Here is a 17,170-nt window from a genome sequence, read left to right on the forward strand (position 1 = left end):
TGAGCAGCGCGTTGAAATTAAATCGTAATATCCGCCGATATGGGTTTTTGCCTTTGCGCGGCAGGATAAAAGGAACAAGGCAGGTGGATTAAATGGCTTCTGATATTCTCGTCGTTGATGATGAAACGGACATCCGTGATCTGGTTGCTGGTATTTTGAGCGACGAAGGTCACGAAACACGGACAGCTTTTGATGCCGACAGCGCACTGGCAGCGATTAATGATCGTGTGCCGCGTCTGGTTTTTCTGGATATCTGGTTGCAGGGCAGCCGTCTGGACGGGCTGGCACTGCTGGATGAGATCAAGAAACTGCATCCGGATTTGCCGGTGGTGATGATCTCCGGCCATGGCAATATTGAAACAGCGGTTTCGGCTATTCGCCGCGGCGCCTATGATTTTATTGAAAAACCGTTCAAGGCTGATCGTCTCATTCTTGTGGCGGAGCGGGCGCTGGAAACCTCCAATCTCAAGCGTGAAGTATCCAATTTGCGCAAACGCTCGGGTGAGACATTTGAGCTGCTTGGCAATTCGCTGGCAATGAACCAGCTGCGCCAGACAATAGAACGAGTGGCGCCAACCAATAGCCGCATCATGATTACCGGTCCTTCCGGCTCCGGCAAGGAGATGGTGGCGCGTGCTATTCATGCGCAATCAAACCGGGCAAACGGCCCTTTTGTGACGGTTAATGCCGCGACAATCACGCCGGAACGCATGGAAATTGAGCTGTTTGGCACCGAGATGGATGGCGGTGAGCGCAAGGTGGGCGCATTGGAAGAGGCGCATGGCGGTATTCTCTATCTGGATGAGGTTGCCGATATGCCGCGCGAGACACAAAACAAGATTTTGCGTGTGCTGGTGGATCAGCAATTTGAGCGCGTTGGCGGCACCAAACGTGTGAAAGTGGATGTGCGTATTATTTCCTCTTCCGCACAAAATCTGGAAGGCATGATTGCGGAAGGCTTGTTCCGTGAAGATTTGTTCCACCGTCTGGCAGTGGTGCCGGTGCAGGTGCCGCCTCTGGCGCAGCGCCGTGATGATATTCCCGCATTGGTGGCATTTTTTATGAACCAGATTGCCGAGCAGGCGGGTATCCGGCCACGCCGTATCAGTGATGATGCCATGGCGGTTCTGCAATCACATAGCTGGCCGGGCAATGTGCGCCAGTTGCGCAATAATGTTGAGCGTTTGATGATCCTTGCCCGGGGTGATGATGCGGATGCGCCGGTAACAGCCGATCTTTTGCCGGCGGAAATCGGCGATACGCTGCCGCGCACGCCAACGGATTCCGATCAGCATATTATGGCGCTGCCACTGCGCGAGGCGCGTGAAATGTTTGAGAAGGAATATCTGGTGGCGCAGATCAATCGTTTCAGCGGCAATATTTCACGTACGGCTGAATTTGTGGGGATGGAGCGTTCAGCACTGCACCGCAAGCTTAAGTCCCTCGGAGTCTGATTATGCGCGTTATTATCTGTGGTGCCGGTCAGGTGGGCTTTGGCATTGCCGAGCGGCTGGCCGCCGAGCAGAATGATGTGTCAGTTATTGATACATCAGAAAAACTGATTCATGCCGTGCGCGATCTTTTGGATGTGCGCGGTTTTGTTGGCCATGGCTCGCATCCTGATGTTTTGCAGGCAGCCGGCGCTGATGAAGCGGATATGATCATAGCGGTCACGTTATATGATGAGATTAATATGGTGGCCTGTCAGGTTGCCCATTCGCTGTTTAATGTGCCGACCAAGATTGCGCGTATCCGCGCGCAAACCTATTTGCAGGAGCAATATCGAGAGATGTTCTCCCGCGATAATATGCCGATTGATGTGGTGATTTCGCCTGAGCTGGAAGTGGGCGATATGGTGCTGCGGCGCATTGCCTTGCCCGGTGCCACGGATGTTTTGCGCTTTGCTGATGATAAAGTGGTGGCATTTGCCATTGAATGTCTGGAAGACTGCCCGATTATCAACACCCCGTTAAAGCAGCTTACAGACCTGTTTCCGGATCTGCCGTCAACAGTGGTGGGCGTGGTGCGCAATGATAAATTATTTGTCCCGCATTCTGAGGATCATCTTCTGGCCGGTGATCTGGCCTATGTGGTGACAACGAGTGAGCAGGTGCGCCGCACACTTGGCCTGTTTGGCCATGATAAGCCGGAGGCGCGGCGCATTATCATTGCCGGCGGGGGGAATATCGGCCTTTATGTTGCCAAAAAAATGGAAGAGCGCCAGCCCTATAGCCGCTTGAAAATTATAGAGCATAATCGTGAGCGCGCTGCTTTTGTGGCTGATGAGCTGAACAGGACCGTGGTGCTGAACGGCAGTGCTCTGGATCAGGAATTGCTGCGCGAGGCGGAAGTGCAGGAGGCAGATTTGCTTGTCGCGCTGACCAATCAGGATCAGGCCAATATCTTGTCAGGCATTATGGCCAAGCGTCTTGGCTGCAAATCCAATATGGTTTTGATCAATAATTCCGCCTATCAGGAATTTATTCACACCGTGGGTATTGATTCCTATGTCAGTCCGAAAAATGTGACAATTTCCAAGATTTTGCAGCAGGTACGCCGCGGACGCATACGCCTGGTGCACAGTGTTTATGACGGACGGGCAGAGCTTATTGAGGCCGAGGCGCTGGAAACATCGCCTCTGGTGGGGGCTCCTTTGCGCAATATTGACCTGCCGGCGGGTTTGCGTGTCGGTGCGGTTTATCGTGAGGGCAAGGTGCTCAAACCCCATGGCGACCTGCATATCCGCCGCAATGACCGTGTGGTGATGTTTGCAACCAGTGAAGCGGTTAAATATGTGGAGCAGATGTTCCGCGTCAGTCTGGATTTCTTTTAAAAAGCCGGTTTTTCAGTTTTGTCTATGCCGCTGCCATCGGGGTGAATGAAATGGATATTTGCACATTCTGGTATGGTACAAAATTACGGCCGGTTGATCATATGTGTCTGATTTCCATGGTCAGAACAGGCCAGAGGGTTAAATTATTCAGCTATCAGCCGGTGGAAAACCTGCCTGAAGGTGTGGAACAGCATGATGCCGCATCTATTCTGCCGGCCGAGGCCTTCCGCAGGCTGGATCCCGCTTATCCCGAGTTGAAGGAATATGTGACAATTGTCCAGTTCAGCGATGTTTTTCGCATCAATCTGATGAAGAAAAAACAGGGCGTTTGGCTGGATACGGATGTTTATCTGCACAAACAGTTTCATCCCGATCCGTCCAGACCTTATCTGGCGCGGGAAAATAAAGATCGTGTTGGTGTTTCTGCCTTGTATTTTCCCTCTGATCATCCGGTGATTGCAGAATTTGATGCCTATATGGCAGGCTCTTATCCGCTGCCGCAATGGCTGGGGCTGCGCCGTCGCGTGCTGCGCCCGCTTTGGTTTCGTCTGACCGGCAAAGAGGTAACACCTGCAGCCATTGGCATTACGATTTTTGGCAATGACGGCATATCAAGACTGGCTAAAAAATATGGTTGTTTTGAAACATCCGCGCCGAAAGAAAGTTTCTATTACTGGACGGCGCGCGATTGTTTGAAGATTTTTGAGCCGCAATACGGGCTTGAACCGCTGAACCATCCTGAATTTATCGGTTTTCATATTCACCGTAAAAGTCCGGATGTGCTGGTGGCGCGCAAGGGCAGCTTTTATGAATGGATGCTCAAACAGACCGGAGAACAATCTGCCGAATAGTTGTAATTGCATATTGGCAGTGCATATGTGAGAAAGTTTTTGTTTATAAATATATAAACTATTGTTGAATTTGTATGTGTTTTGGCTGTGTGGCATTTTGTTATTGCGGAAAAAATAGCGGCCTGTTAACCCATTGCAAAATGTGGGATTATCCCCGCAAATATTGATTCTATATCAGGATGCGGGTGCAGTATCAGAGTCAGATGTTGAAACCGGATAAACAGGATATATATCCTGAACCGGCGTTTTGAATTGATCCGTTTATAAAATAATCTGTATTCAGGTTTGTTTTATCAATGGGTTTGCTTATTTATATATCTGTACCGGCTGCGGATCGAATAAAGGAATAAAAAATGGCTGAACGATCGCAAAACCTTCAGGATCTTTTTCTGAATTCTGTACGCAAACAGAAAATTTCTCTGACAATTTTTCTTATTAACGGCGTAAAGCTGACAGGTATTGTGACATCCTTTGATAATTTCTGTGTATTGCTGCGCCGCGACGGGCATTCGCAACTGGTTTATAAACATGCTATTTCAACCATTATGCCAAGCCAGCCAGTGCAGATGTTTGAGGGCGAAGAAGAATAATATCTTCAGGTTTTTACAGCAAATTTTTGAAGTTTTGATTGCGTCTGTATCCGCAGTGCCTTCGGGTCTGCGGATATATTTGTTTGTAAATACGCCAATAATTATCTGCGCTGCGTGCATTGATGCAGGCCGGATTGATGATTATCTGGTGAGTGCAGGGCGGGCTTAAAAGCTTTGCCGTTATATTGAGATGAAATCAGGATATACATTTGAAAAAACGCAATGATCCCGCAGCTGACCAGGCGACAGAGATGAACAGGGCGGAGCGGTATGAATTATCAGCTGATGATAATGGCAGGGAGACTGCCGCTGTAAAAGGCAATAGAAAGCCTTTTACAACAAAAATAGCGCAAACGCGGGCTTTTGTTGTGGTGCCGGTTTTGCCGGAGCGTTATGCACTGGTAACGGATCAGGATGAGAGTGAGCGCCCGAAATATCGCCGCAGTGATGAGGCGCGCCTTGAAGAGGCCGCGGGTTTGGCGCGGGCAATTGATCTCAATATTATTGACAGTTTTTTGGTGCAGACAGCGCAGCCGCGCCCGGCCACTTTGCTTGGCAGCGGCAAGGTTGAAGAAATTGCAGAACGCATTGAGCAGCAGGAAATTGAGCTGGTGATTGTTGATCATCCGCTGACGCCGGTGCAACAGCGCAATCTGGAGCGCGAGTGGAAGGTTAAGGTGATTGACCGTACCGGCCTGATTCTGGAAATTTTTGGCCGCCGTGCGCAAACCCGTGAAGGGAGCTTGCAGGTGGAGCTGGCGCATCTGAATTATCAGAAAGGGCGTTTGGTTCGCAGCTGGACGCACCTTGAGCGTCAGCGTGGCGGCGGCGGCTTTATGGGCGGGCCCGGTGAAACCCAGATTGAGGCTGACCGGCGCATGCTGCAGGAGAAAATCCTGCGTATCAGGCGTGAGCTGGATACGGTTGTGCGCACGCGCCAGCTGCATCGCAGTAAGCGGCGCAAGGTGCCGCATCCGGTGGTGGCTCTGGTTGGTTATACCAATGCGGGCAAGTCAACCCTGTTCAATCGTCTGACCGGCGCGGATGTGCTGGCCGAGGATATGTTGTTTGCCACGCTTGACCCGACATTGCGCCGTTTGCGCCTGCCGCATGGTGATCTTGTTATCCTGTCTGATACGGTTGGTTTCATCTCCAATCTGCCGCACCATCTGGTTGCTGCGTTCAAGGCAACGCTGGAAGAGGTGGTGGAGGCAGATCTTATCCTGCATGTGCGTGACATGTCTGATCCTGATAATGCGGCCCAGGCTGAGGATGTGGAGGCCATACTTGCAGGGCTTGGCATCAAAAAAGGCGATGAACGGGTGATTGAAGTCTGGAACAAGATCGACCGGCTGAGCGCATCAATGCAGGACAGTGCCGAAAATTTAAGCAGCGGCAGCCATGAGAATGTGCGCCCCGTTCCGCTTTCTGCCCTCACCGGACAAGGCACGAAAGAATTGCTGGCTCTGGTTGAAAGCCGCATTTCCGGCGCTATGGAAAAGCTGCAGGTCAGCCTGCGTCCCGGGCAATTCGGCCTGATTGACTGGATTTATCGTCATGGCAGCAATGTGCGCCGTCAGGATGAGGAAGACGGTACGGTCATTATCAATGCCGATATGACTGCCGGTTCAGCGCAGAAATTCCGCGATAAATATGCTTCTGTGGCCAAACGCGGATTGTAATACATAAAAAAGCTGAAATTGTTTAGATTTCAGTAAGTATGAAACAGGAGACTGCTGCGGGCTAGTATGTTTGCGTTTCAACATCTTGCGAAACGGGGCTGCCTCGCCCTATGTATGGAATATTCACGAATCCTGACGGCAGTGCTTTGCTGCGTTCTCCGATAGCCAAAGGCAGTTAATGATGAGAGATCCAATTGAAACCGTTATGAATCTGGTCCCGATGGTGGTTGAGCAGACTGCACGCGGCGAGCGGGCCTATGATATTTTTTCGCGTCTTCTCAAAGAGCGCGTTATTTTTGTCAACGGGCCGGTTGAAGATAATATGGCTATGCTAATCTGTGCGCAGCTGTTGTTTCTTGAGGCGGAAAATCCGAACAAGCCGATTGAAATGTATATTAATTCTCCGGGCGGTGTGGTGACATCCGGTATGGCAATTTATGATACGATGCAGTTTATCAAGCCGCCGGTTTCCACACTCTGCATGGGGCAGGCGGCATCTATGGGCTCGCTGTTGCTGACAGCAGGCGCCACTGGCCAGCGTCTGGCGCTGCCAAATGCCCGCATCATGGTGCACCAGCCATCTGGCGGTTTTCAGGGGCAGGCTTCTGATATTGAGCGCCATGCGCAGGATATTATCAAGATGAAGCGCCGCCTCAATGAAATCTATGTCAAACATACCGGCCGTGATTATGACACGATTGAGCGCACACTCGACCGTGATCACTTTATGACAGCGCAGGAAGCACTGGAATTCGGCCTTATTGATAAGGTGATCGAATCACGTGATATGGGCGAAAAGAAGGATTGAGCAGCCCGAAATCATCTGTTTTGCATAAAACAGATAGGTTTTTAGGATGTCGGGAAAGCAAAAATAAGGATTAATGGCAGAATAAAGCGGCTTTGTATCATTTTGGCCATATTTTATCTGCCATTAGCATTCCTTAACAGCGGACAGGCTGAAACAATGTGTTGTGCAGCTTGTAAAAGCGTCTTTTGCCTGTTTATGTTGTATGCGCGTTAAGTGATTGTTTGGGTCTTGTGCTTAGAAAATATATGACGGATTTTGCGGCTGGCTGGGCGATATCGGGTTTGTCTGCCGCTGCAAATCGGGCGGGCCGGCCTTACTGAATGCCAAAATACAGGCGTAGCGTACCATAGCCGCGTAAGTTTCTGGCGATCAATGAGCGATTCCGCTATCGGATAAAGCATGACGACTGCCGTTTATGTCGGTTTCGGTCGGGAAGACGTAACGGTTAGAACTTGGCGCCTGCCGTTTGAAACAGGTGGCCATTACTGAAAGGAAACTGCGATGAGCAAAGTCAGCAACGGCAGTGGCGATTCAAAGAATACGCTCTATTGCTCCTTTTGCGGAAAAAGCCAGCACGAGGTGCGCAAGCTGATTGCGGGGCCGACCGTTTTTATCTGCGATGAGTGTGTCGAGCTGTGTATGGATATCATCCGTGAGGAAAATAAATCCTCTATGGTGAAATCACGTGAAGGTGTGCCCACGCCGCAGGAGATTATGGCGGTGCTGGATGATTATGTTATCGGTCAGGCACATGCCAAGCGTGTTCTCTCGGTTGCGGTTCATAATCATTATAAGCGTCTGGCCAATCAGCCAAAAAGCGGTGATGTTGAACTGGCAAAATCCAATATTCTACTTGTAGGGCCTACCGGTTGCGGCAAGACCTATCTGGCACAGACCTTGGCGCGTATTATTGATGTGCCGTTTACCATGGCAGATGCCACAACACTGACCGAGGCCGGCTATGTGGGTGAGGATGTTGAAAATATCATCCTTAAACTGTTGCAGGCTGCTGATTATAATGTTGAACGGGCGCAGCGCGGCATTGTTTATATTGATGAGGTGGATAAAATCAGCCGCAAGGCCGATAATCCGTCGATCACCCGCGATGTGTCAGGTGAGGGTGTGCAGCAGGCCTTGCTGAAAATTATGGAAGGCACTGTGGCTTCCGTGCCGCCACAGGGCGGGCGCAAACATCCGCAGCAGGAATTCCTGCAGGTGGATACAACCAATATCTTGTTTATCTGCGGCGGTGCCTTTGCCGGCCTTGATAAAATCATTTCATCACGCGGTGAAAAAACTTCCATCGGCTTCAGCGCCACGGTTAAAGCACCCGATGAGCGCCGGATCGGGGCAATTTTCCATGAGCTGGAGCCGGAAGATCTGGTGAAGTTCGGCCTTATTCCGGAATTTGTTGGCCGTTTGCCGGTTATTGCAACGCTGGAAGATCTGGATATTGCCTCTCTGGTCAAGATTCTGTCCGAGCCGAAAAATGCTCTGGTCAAGCAATATCAGCGCCTGTTTGAGATGGAAGATGTGCAGCTGACATTCCATGACGAGGCTTTGCAGGCGATTGCCGCAAAGGCTGTGGAACGTAAGACCGGTGCCCGCGGATTGCGGTCAATTATGGAAAAAATTCTGCTGGATACCATGTTTGATCTACCAACACTGGAAGGTGTGCGTGAAGTTGTCATCTCCGGTGAGGTTGTGGATGGCAAGGCGCAGCCCCTTTATATCTACAGCGACCGCAAGGATGAGAAGGGAACGGTTTCGGCATAAAATGCCGGAACTTTCCTGATAATTCTTTTGTTAAATTTTAAAGGCGCTCAGGAGAAGTTCTGGGTGCTTTTAATATTCAGCATTGATAATATGAATGTTTTGCGCCCCGTAAAATGCACGGGCAAAACAAATACGGAAATTGCAGTTTGGCTGCAGGGGTATAAATGCGCTGATTTATTCTGCTGTATGAAGCGTAAACAGTGCTTGAAATAGCTGCACCGCGTGGCCAATTATATAGTCGATGCACATAGTGATTTGCTGGTGAACGGGGGTCATTATGGGGCGATCGGGCACTTGCCCGGGAAAGGACTTGAAATGACGGATACAGAGTTGAAGACACCGGACGGGCAGGACGGGCTCTATGCCGTATTGCCGTTGCGCGATATTGTTGTCTTCCCGCATATGATTGTGCCGCTTTTTGTCGGCCGTGAAAGATCAATCCGTGCGCTTGAAGAAGTGATGGGTGTTGACAAGCAGATATTGCTGGCCACCCAGAAAAATGCGGCTGATGATGAGCCGGCCAATGATGCGATTTATGAAATCGGCACCGTGGCCAATGTTTTACAGCTGCTGAAATTGCCTGACGGCACGGTAAAAGTGTTGGTGGAAGGCGTTGCCCGTGCCAGAATTACGCAATTCAGTGCACGTGAAGATTATCATGAAGCCTATGCCACAATATTGGATCTGCCGGAAGAAGAGCCGGTAGAGATTGAAGCGCTGGCGCGCTCTGTAATGAGCGATTTTGAAAATTATGTGAAACTGAACAAGAAGATCTCGCCGGAGGTTGTCAGTGCAGCCAGCCAGATTGATGATCCTTCAAAACTGGCTGATACGGTGGCTTCACACCTGGCTGTCAAGATTGCGGAAAAGCAGGAAATGCTTTCGATCCTGTCGGTTCGTGAGCGTCTTGAAAAAGCTCTGGAATATATGGAATCGGAAATTTCCGTTCTTCAGGTTGAAAAGCGCATCCGTTCGCGTGTCAAACGCCAGATGGAGAAGACCCAGCGCGAATATTATCTGAATGAGCAGATGAAGGCGATTCAGAAAGAGCTGGGCGATGGTGAGGATGGCCGTGATGAACTGGCCGAGCTGGAAGATCGCATCGCCAAGACAAAACTGAGCAAGGAAGCGGCGGAAAAAGCGCAGGCAGAGATGAAAAAGCTGCGCTCGATGAGCCCGATGTCTGCTGAAGCCACGGTGGTGCGCAATTATCTTGACTGGCTTTTGTCCCTGCCATGGGGCAAAAAATCCAAGGTTAAAACCGATCTGGCCTTTGCTGAAGAGGTGCTGGATACGGAACATTATGGCCTTGAAAAAGTTAAGGAGCGTATTGTCGAATATCTTGCCGTACAATCGCGCGCTTCCAAGATCAAAGGCCCGATCATTTGTCTTGTCGGCCCTCCGGGAGTGGGTAAAACCTCGCTGGCGCGCTCCATTGCCAAGGCAACGGGGCGTGAATATGTGCGCATGTCGCTTGGCGGTGTGCGTGATGAAGCTGAAATTCGCGGCCATCGCAGAACCTATATCGGCTCCATGCCGGGCAAGGTTATCCAGTCGATGAAAAAGGCCGGAAAATCCAACCCGCTGTTCCTTCTCGATGAGATTGACAAGATGGGGCAGGATTTTCGCGGTGATCCGGCATCAGCCATGTTGGAAGTGCTGGACCCGGAGCAGAATGCAACCTTTATGGATCACTATCTGGAGGTGGAATATGACCTCTCCAATGTGATGTTTGTGACAACAGCAAATTCGCTCAATATTCCGGGGCCTCTGCTCGACCGTATGGAGATCATCCGTATTGCCGGCTATACCGAGGATGAGAAACTGGAAATCGTCAAACGGCACTTGCTGCCAAAGGCAATCAAGGAACATGCCTTGCAGCCGAAAGAATTTTCGGTTGATGAAGGCGCTATCCTCAGCATTATCCAGCATTACACCCGCGAAGCCGGCGTGCGCAGCCTTGAGCGTGAGATAATGAAGCTGGCGCGTAAGGCTGTTACGGAAATTGCGCGTAAAAAGGCTAAATCTGTACATGTAACACGGGATAATATTGCCGATTATCTTGGCGTGATGAAGTTCCGCTACGGGCAGATTGACGGTGAGGATCAGGTGGGCGTTGTTACCGGACTGGCATGGACGGAAGTGGGCGGTGAATTGCTGACCATTGAAGGCGTGATGATGCCGGGTAAGGGTCGCATGACTGTTACCGGTAATTTGCGCGATGTGATGAAGGAGTCCATTTCGGCTGCTGCATCCTATGTGCGCTCCCGTGCGGTGGATTTTGGCATTGAGCCGCCATTGTTTGATAAGCGCGACATTCACGTGCATGTGCCGGAAGGCGCAACGCCGAAGGATGGTCCTTCTGCCGGTACGGCCATGGTTACGGCAATTGTTTCTGTATTAACCGGTATTCCGGTGCGCAAGGATGTTGCCATGACCGGTGAGGTCACACTGCGCGGCCGTGTTCTGCCAATTGGCGGATTGAAGGAAAAACTGCTGGCGGCCTTGCGCGGTGGCATTAAAAAAGTGCTGATTCCGGAAGAAAATGCCAAGGATCTGGCCGAGATTCCGGATAATGTGAAAAATGCCTTGGAGATTATTCCGGTTTCCTTTGTCGGCGAGGTGCTTGATCATGCGCTGACACGCCAGCCGGAACCTATCGACTGGGTTGAACCGGAAACACCGATTATCACCAATGCCGGTGATGATGATGCGGTTGTGGGAACAGCGCATTGATCATCTGAAATAGTGCAGAAGAAAAGCCCCGCAAGCTCAATTTGCGGGGCTTGTTTTTTAAGCTTCAGCAAAGTGAAAACAGCTTAATGCTGTGCGCCGGAACCGCCAACGGCAACAATACTGAAAGGTTGATCCGGCACTGCAATGGTGCGCTCTTCCTTAAAGTTTTCAATATTGATCAGTCTTATCAGGCTGTGGCGGGGATCGGTAATGGCAATATGATCTCCGGCAACGGCAAGGCGCGGGCGCGGATCACGCCAATGACCATCCTTGCTATAGGGCTCGGTCACTTTTTCAGTGCGGGTAATTGTGCCGTCAAGAATATTGATGAGATGAAGATTGCCATCTTCTGTCAGCACATAGGCATTTTTCAGACGGGCAGAATCAAGGGCAAAGTCCACGCGGCGTGTTGGCAGATCAACCAGCCGGTAAGGCGTTTCACTTTCCGGATCAATCAGTGCAATTTTGTCTTCACCATAATTGCCGAGGAAAAATTGCATAGCCTTGCTGCCAAGCAATGTGGAGACCTTACCTTTTGGCAAATCATCGCCATAGTTAAGCATTTTGAGGGCGGCTTTTTTATCTTTTGCGGGGCTGGCAATCAGCACGCCTTCTTCACAGCCAAAAGCCACAAGGCTGGCAGATGTGGCTTCACCATGCAAGGCTGTGCAGGTGGCGACATCACCGCTCTGCGTGCCATCGGCCTCCAGAACACGCAGGCCAAGGCGCGGGGGCAGGGCATCCGGTTTGGTTTCTGCCTCAAGATTGGGCACAGAAACCAGATATTGCGCGCCAAAAGGCACCACAACTCCGTGGTGCGGGGCGGTGGCTTCAATAATTTTTACCTCTGCCTTGCCCTGCAAAACATCTTGTTCAGACAGTTGCTGTGCTTTGCCTTCACGGTCAAAAAACAGCACAGCCTTATCACCATGCATCACCGCATGAACCGGCCGTTTGCCCTCAAATTTTTGTTCCAGCAAAGCCGCATCAGATATTTCCAGATCGCGGTGATCACCATGATCAGAAAGACGAATGCCGGTTTTAATCACATTTACCACATCATCTTCTGTTTGCACGGCAAAGACGGTTTCGCCGGATGTGCTGCCGGTAAGAGCGGCATAGCCTTTCAGATCAAATTTTCCAAGTTCTTTCCCGCTTTCCAGATCAAGCGCACGCACAACCGGTTTGGTATGATCTGCAACAAATAGGCGCCAGATTTGTTTGTGTTCGTCTGCATTGGCATGGCCTGCTGCCAGCATGGAGCCTAATAACCCGAGCGCAGTTGCGCATTTTAGCCGTTTCAGCATCATTAACCTCAATTTGATATGTAATAACGTAACAATGAATAAATATATTCAGGTCTGTTGTCTACTGCTGCGGAGATAATAACTGTTATTATATAACATTATAATGTTGCATTGAGGGTTGAGAATAAAAAAAGACCCCGTTTGAATCCAAACGGGGTGAATAGTGAATAGGTATCATGAGGAGTTCAATCTGAGATATGTGCGCAATGTCACATCGCCTATGCTTGCTCCGGCATATATTAAGCTGAAGCAATATCATCATAGGCTTATCATGTTATTTCGAAAGTCCAATTATGTGGGATGCATGATGCGGTGCAGATCAGAAGAATAATGATGTCCGGGTGCGACTGTAAAAAATATGTGATTTGCTTTGTTGCATATGTGATAGCGGTTAAAACTGGCAGGATCTGCCAGATACCGGTAATAAATGTAAAGATATTTTACCGGATATTTTATCGGCTCAGGCGGCCAAGGCGGAATGTGCGGTTTTAAATAAAGGTGGTGTAAAAGCCGCCGCAATGCGGAGTGGGATATATGAAATTGCTGCGTTACGGGGAGAAGGGACAGGAGAAGCCTGCTGTTCTGGATGGTGAGGGATACATCCGCGATCTTGGTGGTCTTATTACGGATATTGCCGGTGATAATCTGGCGCCCGCAGCCTTGGCGCAACTGGCAAAGACCGACCTGACAAAACTGCCGCGGGTGGAGGGGCAGCCACGTATCGGGCCTTGTGTGGGCGGCACGGGTAAATTTATTTGCATCGGGCTAAATTATTCTGACCATGCGGAGGAGACCGGGGCCTCAGTGCCGCCGGAGCCGATTATTTTTATGAAAGCCACCTCGGCCATTAACGGGCCTTATGATGATGTGATTATACCGCGCGGCTCACAAAAAACAGATTGGGAGGCGGAGCTTGGCATTGTCATTGGCAAAAGTGCAAAATATGTCAATGTGGCGGAGGCATTAGATTATGTGGCCGGCTATTGCGTGGTGCATGATGTGTCGGAACGATCATTTCAGACAGAGCGGCAAGGGCAGTGGACTAAGGGAAAATCCTGCGACACATTCGGCCCGGTTGGCCCCTGGCTTGTTACAAAAGATGAGATTGCCGATCCGCAAAATCTCGATATTTGGTTGAAGGTTAACGGTGCAGTGATGCAGCGCGGCTCCAGCAATACCATGATTTACGGAGTTGCATATCTTGTCTCTTATCTCTCGCAATTTATGTCACTGCATCCGGGCGATATTATTGCAACCGGCACACCGCCCGGCGTGGGCATGGGGATGAAACCGCCGCGCTATCTCAAGGCGGGGGATGTGGTGGAACTTGGAATTACCGGCCTTGGCGCGCAAAAACAAATTATCCGCGCTGATATTTAAAGGCTGTCCGTATCTGCTCCATATTAAAAATTTCAATCAAAAACCTATGCAAAAATTATGAGCCCTGAGGAATTATGAGGCCTTGAGGAGGGAAATCAGTCTGATGGACTGATTTCCTGTTTCACTTAAACAAGGTTGAAATAAAGCGATTAATCTTCACTCATTTCAGCAACAGAGCCAAATTTTACAAGCAGGCGCGGCTCATTCATATCGCCGCTTTCCTCATCAACCTGCACGGCATAGGCTGCAACACCGGCAAATCTTGCTGCCATGGATGTTGCAATTTTTATTGCGCCTGCCTCGCTGGAGGCCGGACGCATCTCCGCCGCAACCAGCTTTTTCTTGTTCTGGCGATAGGGGATGATAATAAATTTTTCTTCCGGTTTTTTCGCGATCAACATTAGCAGAACCTCACGTTTGTTCACTTAATGTTCTTTTTATTTTCTGCCAAAGTCAAGCCTTTAAAAACGTGTTTCAAATATTTTTTAAAGCGGCGTTGCAGATGTTTGCGCAGATGTTTGCGGCTGTAAAAAACGGCGTATCATTGTGGTGATAATCCGGCGGCATTGCTCAAAATCCATACCCGGAGCCATAAGCGGCAGCATAGGTGCGGCATCAAGCACGGCAATAAGCACAGCGCCGGTTTGCTCCGGATCAAGGCTTTTATCAATCTGCCCTTTCTCTTGTGCTGTTTTAAGGGTTTCTACCAGCATATGTCGGATTCCGGTGGTGTTTTCACGTAATATTTCCCGCACGCGGTCATTGCGGCCGGCTTCTGCCAGAAGCTCAAAGAGAATCCGGCAATGATCAAGGTCATCCCAGCCTTCCATACTCCACAATTCAGAAAGCAATATGGTTGCTGTGTCCTGTCCTTCAGGGTGGTTGTGAAAATGGCTGTGCAATTGCTGCAGATAATCCTGCGCCATTTGCTCCACAATCGCCTCTTTATTGGCAAAATAATGATAAAGATGCCCGGGGCTGATTGCAGCCTCCTTGCAAATCATTGCAATTGATGCCCCCTGCAACCCATGGCGCAGAAAACAGCGATGCGCAGCCTCCAGAATTTCCAGACGTTTTTCCTCGTGCTTGTCCGGATTGATTTTTCTCGCCATAGCTTCACCAAAATTATTAGAATAATCACTCTAATTATGATTGACCTGAGTGAAATTTATAAATAGAGTGATCATACTATTTACGGCAATGCAGCATTTTTGTCGAGCCGTTTGATAGTTTTCAAATGAAAATTCAGATTTTTGCGAGGTTTCGTGTCTGACTTGCAATCCACATTAAGCCGGATTCTCGGCTCGCTTCTGGCTGCCTTTTTTTTATACGGAGCCTACGGAAATATCATCATTTCTCCGGAAAATGCCGCAGCCTATGCCAATTGGGGTTACCCCTCATGGTTCCATTATGTGACAGGAGTTTTGGAGTTTATCGCTGCTATCTTGTTGTTTTTCCGCAGTTTGAGAGCTTATGGCGCAATGCTTGCTTCGCTGATTATGGCAGCCGCTTCCCTGACAACACTGATTAACGGCGATTACGGCCATGCCGTTGCGCCTGTGATTGTTTTGTTATTCGCGCTCATCGTTCTGGCTCTGTCCTGCATAAACCGGCGCAGTGCTTTCTAACCTCTTTCAGGAGATATTCCGTGACCAAATCTTCGGTAAAAACAGACCATACCGGCGCAGCTGTTGCGCATGGAGGCTGGTCTGACCTGTTTTCCGGCCGCAATCTGGCTGTGGTGCTGGTTTTGGCAGGCGGCGTGCTGCTTTATGCCATGAACTTGTATTTCACAGCAGCTTTGATGCCCTCCATCGTGGCCGATATAGGCGGCCAGCAATATTATGCCTGGGTCACCACATCCTTTGTGATTGCAGCTATTATTGCCTCGCTTTTTGTGAGCCGTGTGCTGGAATGGAAAGGGCCCACATTTGCCTATCTTATTGCATTTATAGTGTTTGCACTTGGCGCAATCTTCAATGCAGCCAGCGCCAATATGGAGTTTTTAATCATTGGCCGCATAGTGCAGGGGCTTGGTGGCGGTTTGCTGGCCGGTCTCGGCTATGCGGTAATCCGCTCATCATTGCCGGAAGCCCTATGGGCAAAAGCAACCGGAGCGGTTTCAGCAATGTGGGGGCTTGGCACGCTTTTTGGCCCTGCACTTGGCGGAATATTCGCTGAATTCGGCCTGTGGCGCTGGGCTTATGGTGCGCTTGCCATTGCATCTTTGTTGCTGATTACGATTTCACAACGTTCTTTCCGCGGGGTTAAAATTGCCGGCTACAAATCACCATTGCCGCTTGCATCCTTGCTGCCGCTGCTATTGGCAATTGTAGCAATCAGTGTCAGTTCCATTTTACCTATTGGCTGGCCCACTTTGATTGCCATCGGCATTGGTATTGTCTTTTTGATTGCATTTGTCTCTATTGAGAGGAAATCCTCCAATACGATTTTGCCGCGCATTACCTATAAACGCGGCAATCCGTTAAAATGGGTTTATCTCACAGTTGCAGCATTGAGTGCCGGTGTAATGGTGGAAAATTTTATACCGCTTTTTGGCCAGCAACTGGCTGGTCTTTCTCCGCTTATTGCCGGTTTTCTTGGCGCAGTCCTGTCACTGGCCTGGGTGATTGCGCAATTGTTTGTAGTATCCGTTGAGGGGCAGGCGGCAAGAAAACGCGCTATACGCATGGGGCCTGTATTGTTAACAATCGGGCTTGTGGCTTATGGTTTGCTGCAGGCAGAAAATGCAAACCTGTTTACCGTTGGCACATGGGCGGTTGCGCTTTTTGTGGCCGGTGCGGGCATTGGCATTGCATGGCCGCTGCTTGGTGTGGCTGCAATGAGCAGCACCACAGATCCGGCGGAAGGTGGCAAGGCTGCGGCGGCAATTACCACCACACAATTGATTGCGTTTTCAGTCACATCCGCACTGGCCGGCACATTGATGACAGCAGGCGGTGAATCACTTGCAACGGCTGCCGCTTATGTTGCTTTAGGCATTGGCGTACTGTGCCTGCTGGGTATTATGGCTGCCTTTATGGCGACCGGAAAACAATAAACAGCAGACGGCAAAACGGCACATTTTGCATTACCGGCGGCGTTTTAAGACCGCTGCCGGTATCGATATGTGTATCTGCAGAGGGGCATTTATATACTTGCCGCAGCCTTTATATTGCTTGCCATTTCCTTTGTCTGTGTAATTTT

At 50.0% G+C, this 17,170-nt stretch carries 14 protein-coding genes; 11 read left to right on the plus strand and 3 right to left on the minus strand.

What is annotated here, in order from left to right:
* Positions 1–92: 92 nt before the first annotated feature.
* The 8 genes from ntrX (at position 93) to lon (ending at position 11,276) form a co-directional block, all read left to right on the plus strand.
* On the plus strand, positions 93–1,454 hold the full coding sequence (ntrX, locus tag ACSTTO_RS08915; RefSeq protein WP_439272795.1) for a nitrogen assimilation response regulator NtrX: 1,362 nt from the start codon (positions 93–95) through the stop codon (positions 1,452–1,454).
* A gap of 2 nt (positions 1,455–1,456) precedes the next feature.
* Positions 1,457–2,833 carry a Trk system potassium transporter TrkA gene (gene trkA, locus ACSTTO_RS08920; protein WP_439272796.1) on the plus strand — a complete coding sequence of 459 codons (1,377 nt, stop codon included), beginning with the start codon at positions 1,457–1,459 and terminating at the stop codon, positions 2,831–2,833.
* Positions 2,834–2,883: 50 nt separating this feature from the next.
* Entirely contained in the window at positions 2,884–3,684 is an 801-nt protein-coding gene (locus tag ACSTTO_RS08925) for a glycosyltransferase family 32 protein (RefSeq protein WP_439272797.1), read from the plus strand.
* A gap of 353 nt (positions 3,685–4,037) precedes the next feature.
* Positions 4,038–4,274 carry an RNA chaperone Hfq gene (gene hfq, locus ACSTTO_RS08930; RefSeq protein WP_022712353.1) on the plus strand — a complete coding sequence of 79 codons (237 nt, stop codon included), beginning with the start codon at positions 4,038–4,040 and terminating at the stop codon, positions 4,272–4,274.
* A 251-nt stretch (positions 4,275–4,525) separates the two neighbouring features.
* Positions 4,526–5,956 carry a GTPase HflX gene (hflX, locus tag ACSTTO_RS08935; protein ID WP_439272869.1) on the plus strand — a complete coding sequence of 477 codons (1,431 nt, stop codon included), beginning with the start codon at positions 4,526–4,528 and terminating at the stop codon, positions 5,954–5,956.
* Positions 5,957–6,137: 181 nt separating this feature from the next.
* Complete coding sequence (locus ACSTTO_RS08940; protein WP_439272799.1) at positions 6,138–6,764, plus strand: ATP-dependent Clp protease proteolytic subunit; 627 nt, start codon at positions 6,138–6,140, stop codon at positions 6,762–6,764.
* Between the two features lie 501 nt (positions 6,765–7,265).
* Positions 7,266–8,540: an ATP-dependent Clp protease ATP-binding subunit ClpX gene (clpX, locus tag ACSTTO_RS08945; RefSeq protein ID WP_439272800.1), complete on the plus strand. Its 1,275-nt coding sequence runs from the start codon at positions 7,266–7,268 to the stop codon at positions 8,538–8,540.
* Positions 8,541–8,855: 315 nt separating this feature from the next.
* A complete protein-coding gene (gene lon / locus ACSTTO_RS08950; RefSeq protein WP_439272802.1) occupies positions 8,856–11,276 on the plus strand; it encodes an endopeptidase La in 2,421 nt (806 codons plus the stop codon).
* Positions 11,277–11,359: 83 nt separating this feature from the next.
* Here lon and ACSTTO_RS08955 read toward each other — a convergent pair whose 3' ends face one another.
* Positions 11,360–12,583 (minus strand): hypothetical protein, encoded by a 1,224-nt coding sequence (locus ACSTTO_RS08955; RefSeq protein WP_439272803.1) that lies wholly within the window; start codon positions 12,581–12,583, stop codon positions 11,360–11,362.
* A gap of 534 nt (positions 12,584–13,117) precedes the next feature.
* On the opposite strand from ACSTTO_RS08955, the gene ACSTTO_RS08960 reads away from it, so the two are divergent.
* Positions 13,118–13,963, plus strand: a complete 846-nt coding sequence (locus ACSTTO_RS08960; RefSeq protein ID WP_439272804.1) for a fumarylacetoacetate hydrolase family protein — start codon at positions 13,118–13,120, stop codon at positions 13,961–13,963.
* A 149-nt stretch (positions 13,964–14,112) separates the two neighbouring features.
* On the opposite strand, the gene ACSTTO_RS08965 is transcribed toward ACSTTO_RS08960, so the two are convergent.
* The gene (locus tag ACSTTO_RS08965) at positions 14,113–14,364 is read right to left on the minus strand and encodes a hypothetical protein (protein ID WP_439272805.1); all 252 of its coding nucleotides are present in this window, start codon (positions 14,362–14,364) and stop codon (positions 14,113–14,115) included.
* An 84-nt stretch (positions 14,365–14,448) separates the two neighbouring features.
* Positions 14,449–15,075: a TetR/AcrR family transcriptional regulator gene (locus ACSTTO_RS08970; RefSeq protein WP_439272806.1), complete on the minus strand. Its 627-nt coding sequence runs from the start codon at positions 15,073–15,075 to the stop codon at positions 14,449–14,451.
* Positions 15,076–15,228: 153 nt separating this feature from the next.
* On the opposite strand from ACSTTO_RS08970, the gene ACSTTO_RS08975 reads away from it, so the two are divergent.
* Both ACSTTO_RS08975 and ACSTTO_RS08980 read left to right on the plus strand, forming a co-directional pair.
* Positions 15,229–15,591 carry a DoxX family protein gene (locus tag ACSTTO_RS08975; protein ID WP_439272807.1) on the plus strand — a complete coding sequence of 121 codons (363 nt, stop codon included), beginning with the start codon at positions 15,229–15,231 and terminating at the stop codon, positions 15,589–15,591.
* A 20-nt stretch (positions 15,592–15,611) separates the two neighbouring features.
* On the plus strand, positions 15,612–17,024 hold the full coding sequence (locus ACSTTO_RS08980) for an MFS transporter (RefSeq protein WP_439272808.1): 1,413 nt from the start codon (positions 15,612–15,614) through the stop codon (positions 17,022–17,024).
* The last annotated feature ends 146 nt before the right edge of the window (positions 17,025–17,170 follow it).

The organism is Pseudochrobactrum albidum (assembly GCF_051851455.1).
Taxonomy (GTDB): Bacteria; Pseudomonadota; Alphaproteobacteria; order Rhizobiales; family Rhizobiaceae; genus Pseudochrobactrum.

Bases quoted from the DNA above. Each gene is read 5' to 3' on its own strand.
- trkA (WP_439272796.1), top strand. From the start codon at position 1,457: ATGCGCGTTATTATCTGTGGTGCCGGTCAGGTGGGCTTTGGCATTGCC.
- ACSTTO_RS08955 (WP_439272803.1), bottom strand. From the start codon at position 12,583: ATGCTGAAACGGCTAAAATGCGCAACTGCGCTCGGGTTATTAGGCTCC.
- ACSTTO_RS08960 (WP_439272804.1), top strand. From the start codon at position 13,118: ATGAAATTGCTGCGTTACGGGGAGAAGGGACAGGAGAAGCCTGCTGTT.
- lon (WP_439272802.1), top strand. From the start codon at position 8,856: ATGACGGATACAGAGTTGAAGACACCGGACGGGCAGGACGGGCTCTAT.
- ACSTTO_RS08970 (WP_439272806.1), bottom strand. From the start codon at position 15,075: ATGGCGAGAAAAATCAATCCGGACAAGCACGAGGAAAAACGTCTGGAA.
- ACSTTO_RS08925 (WP_439272797.1), top strand. From the start codon at position 2,884: ATGGATATTTGCACATTCTGGTATGGTACAAAATTACGGCCGGTTGAT.
- clpX (WP_439272800.1), top strand. From the start codon at position 7,266: ATGAGCAAAGTCAGCAACGGCAGTGGCGATTCAAAGAATACGCTCTAT.
- ntrX (WP_439272795.1), top strand. From the start codon at position 93: ATGGCTTCTGATATTCTCGTCGTTGATGATGAAACGGACATCCGTGAT.
- hfq (WP_022712353.1), top strand. From the start codon at position 4,038: ATGGCTGAACGATCGCAAAACCTTCAGGATCTTTTTCTGAATTCTGTA.
- ACSTTO_RS08965 (WP_439272805.1), bottom strand. From the start codon at position 14,364: ATGTTGATCGCGAAAAAACCGGAAGAAAAATTTATTATCATCCCCTAT.
- hflX (WP_439272869.1), top strand. From the start codon at position 4,526: ATGAACAGGGCGGAGCGGTATGAATTATCAGCTGATGATAATGGCAGG.
- ACSTTO_RS08940 (WP_439272799.1), top strand. From the start codon at position 6,138: ATGAGAGATCCAATTGAAACCGTTATGAATCTGGTCCCGATGGTGGTT.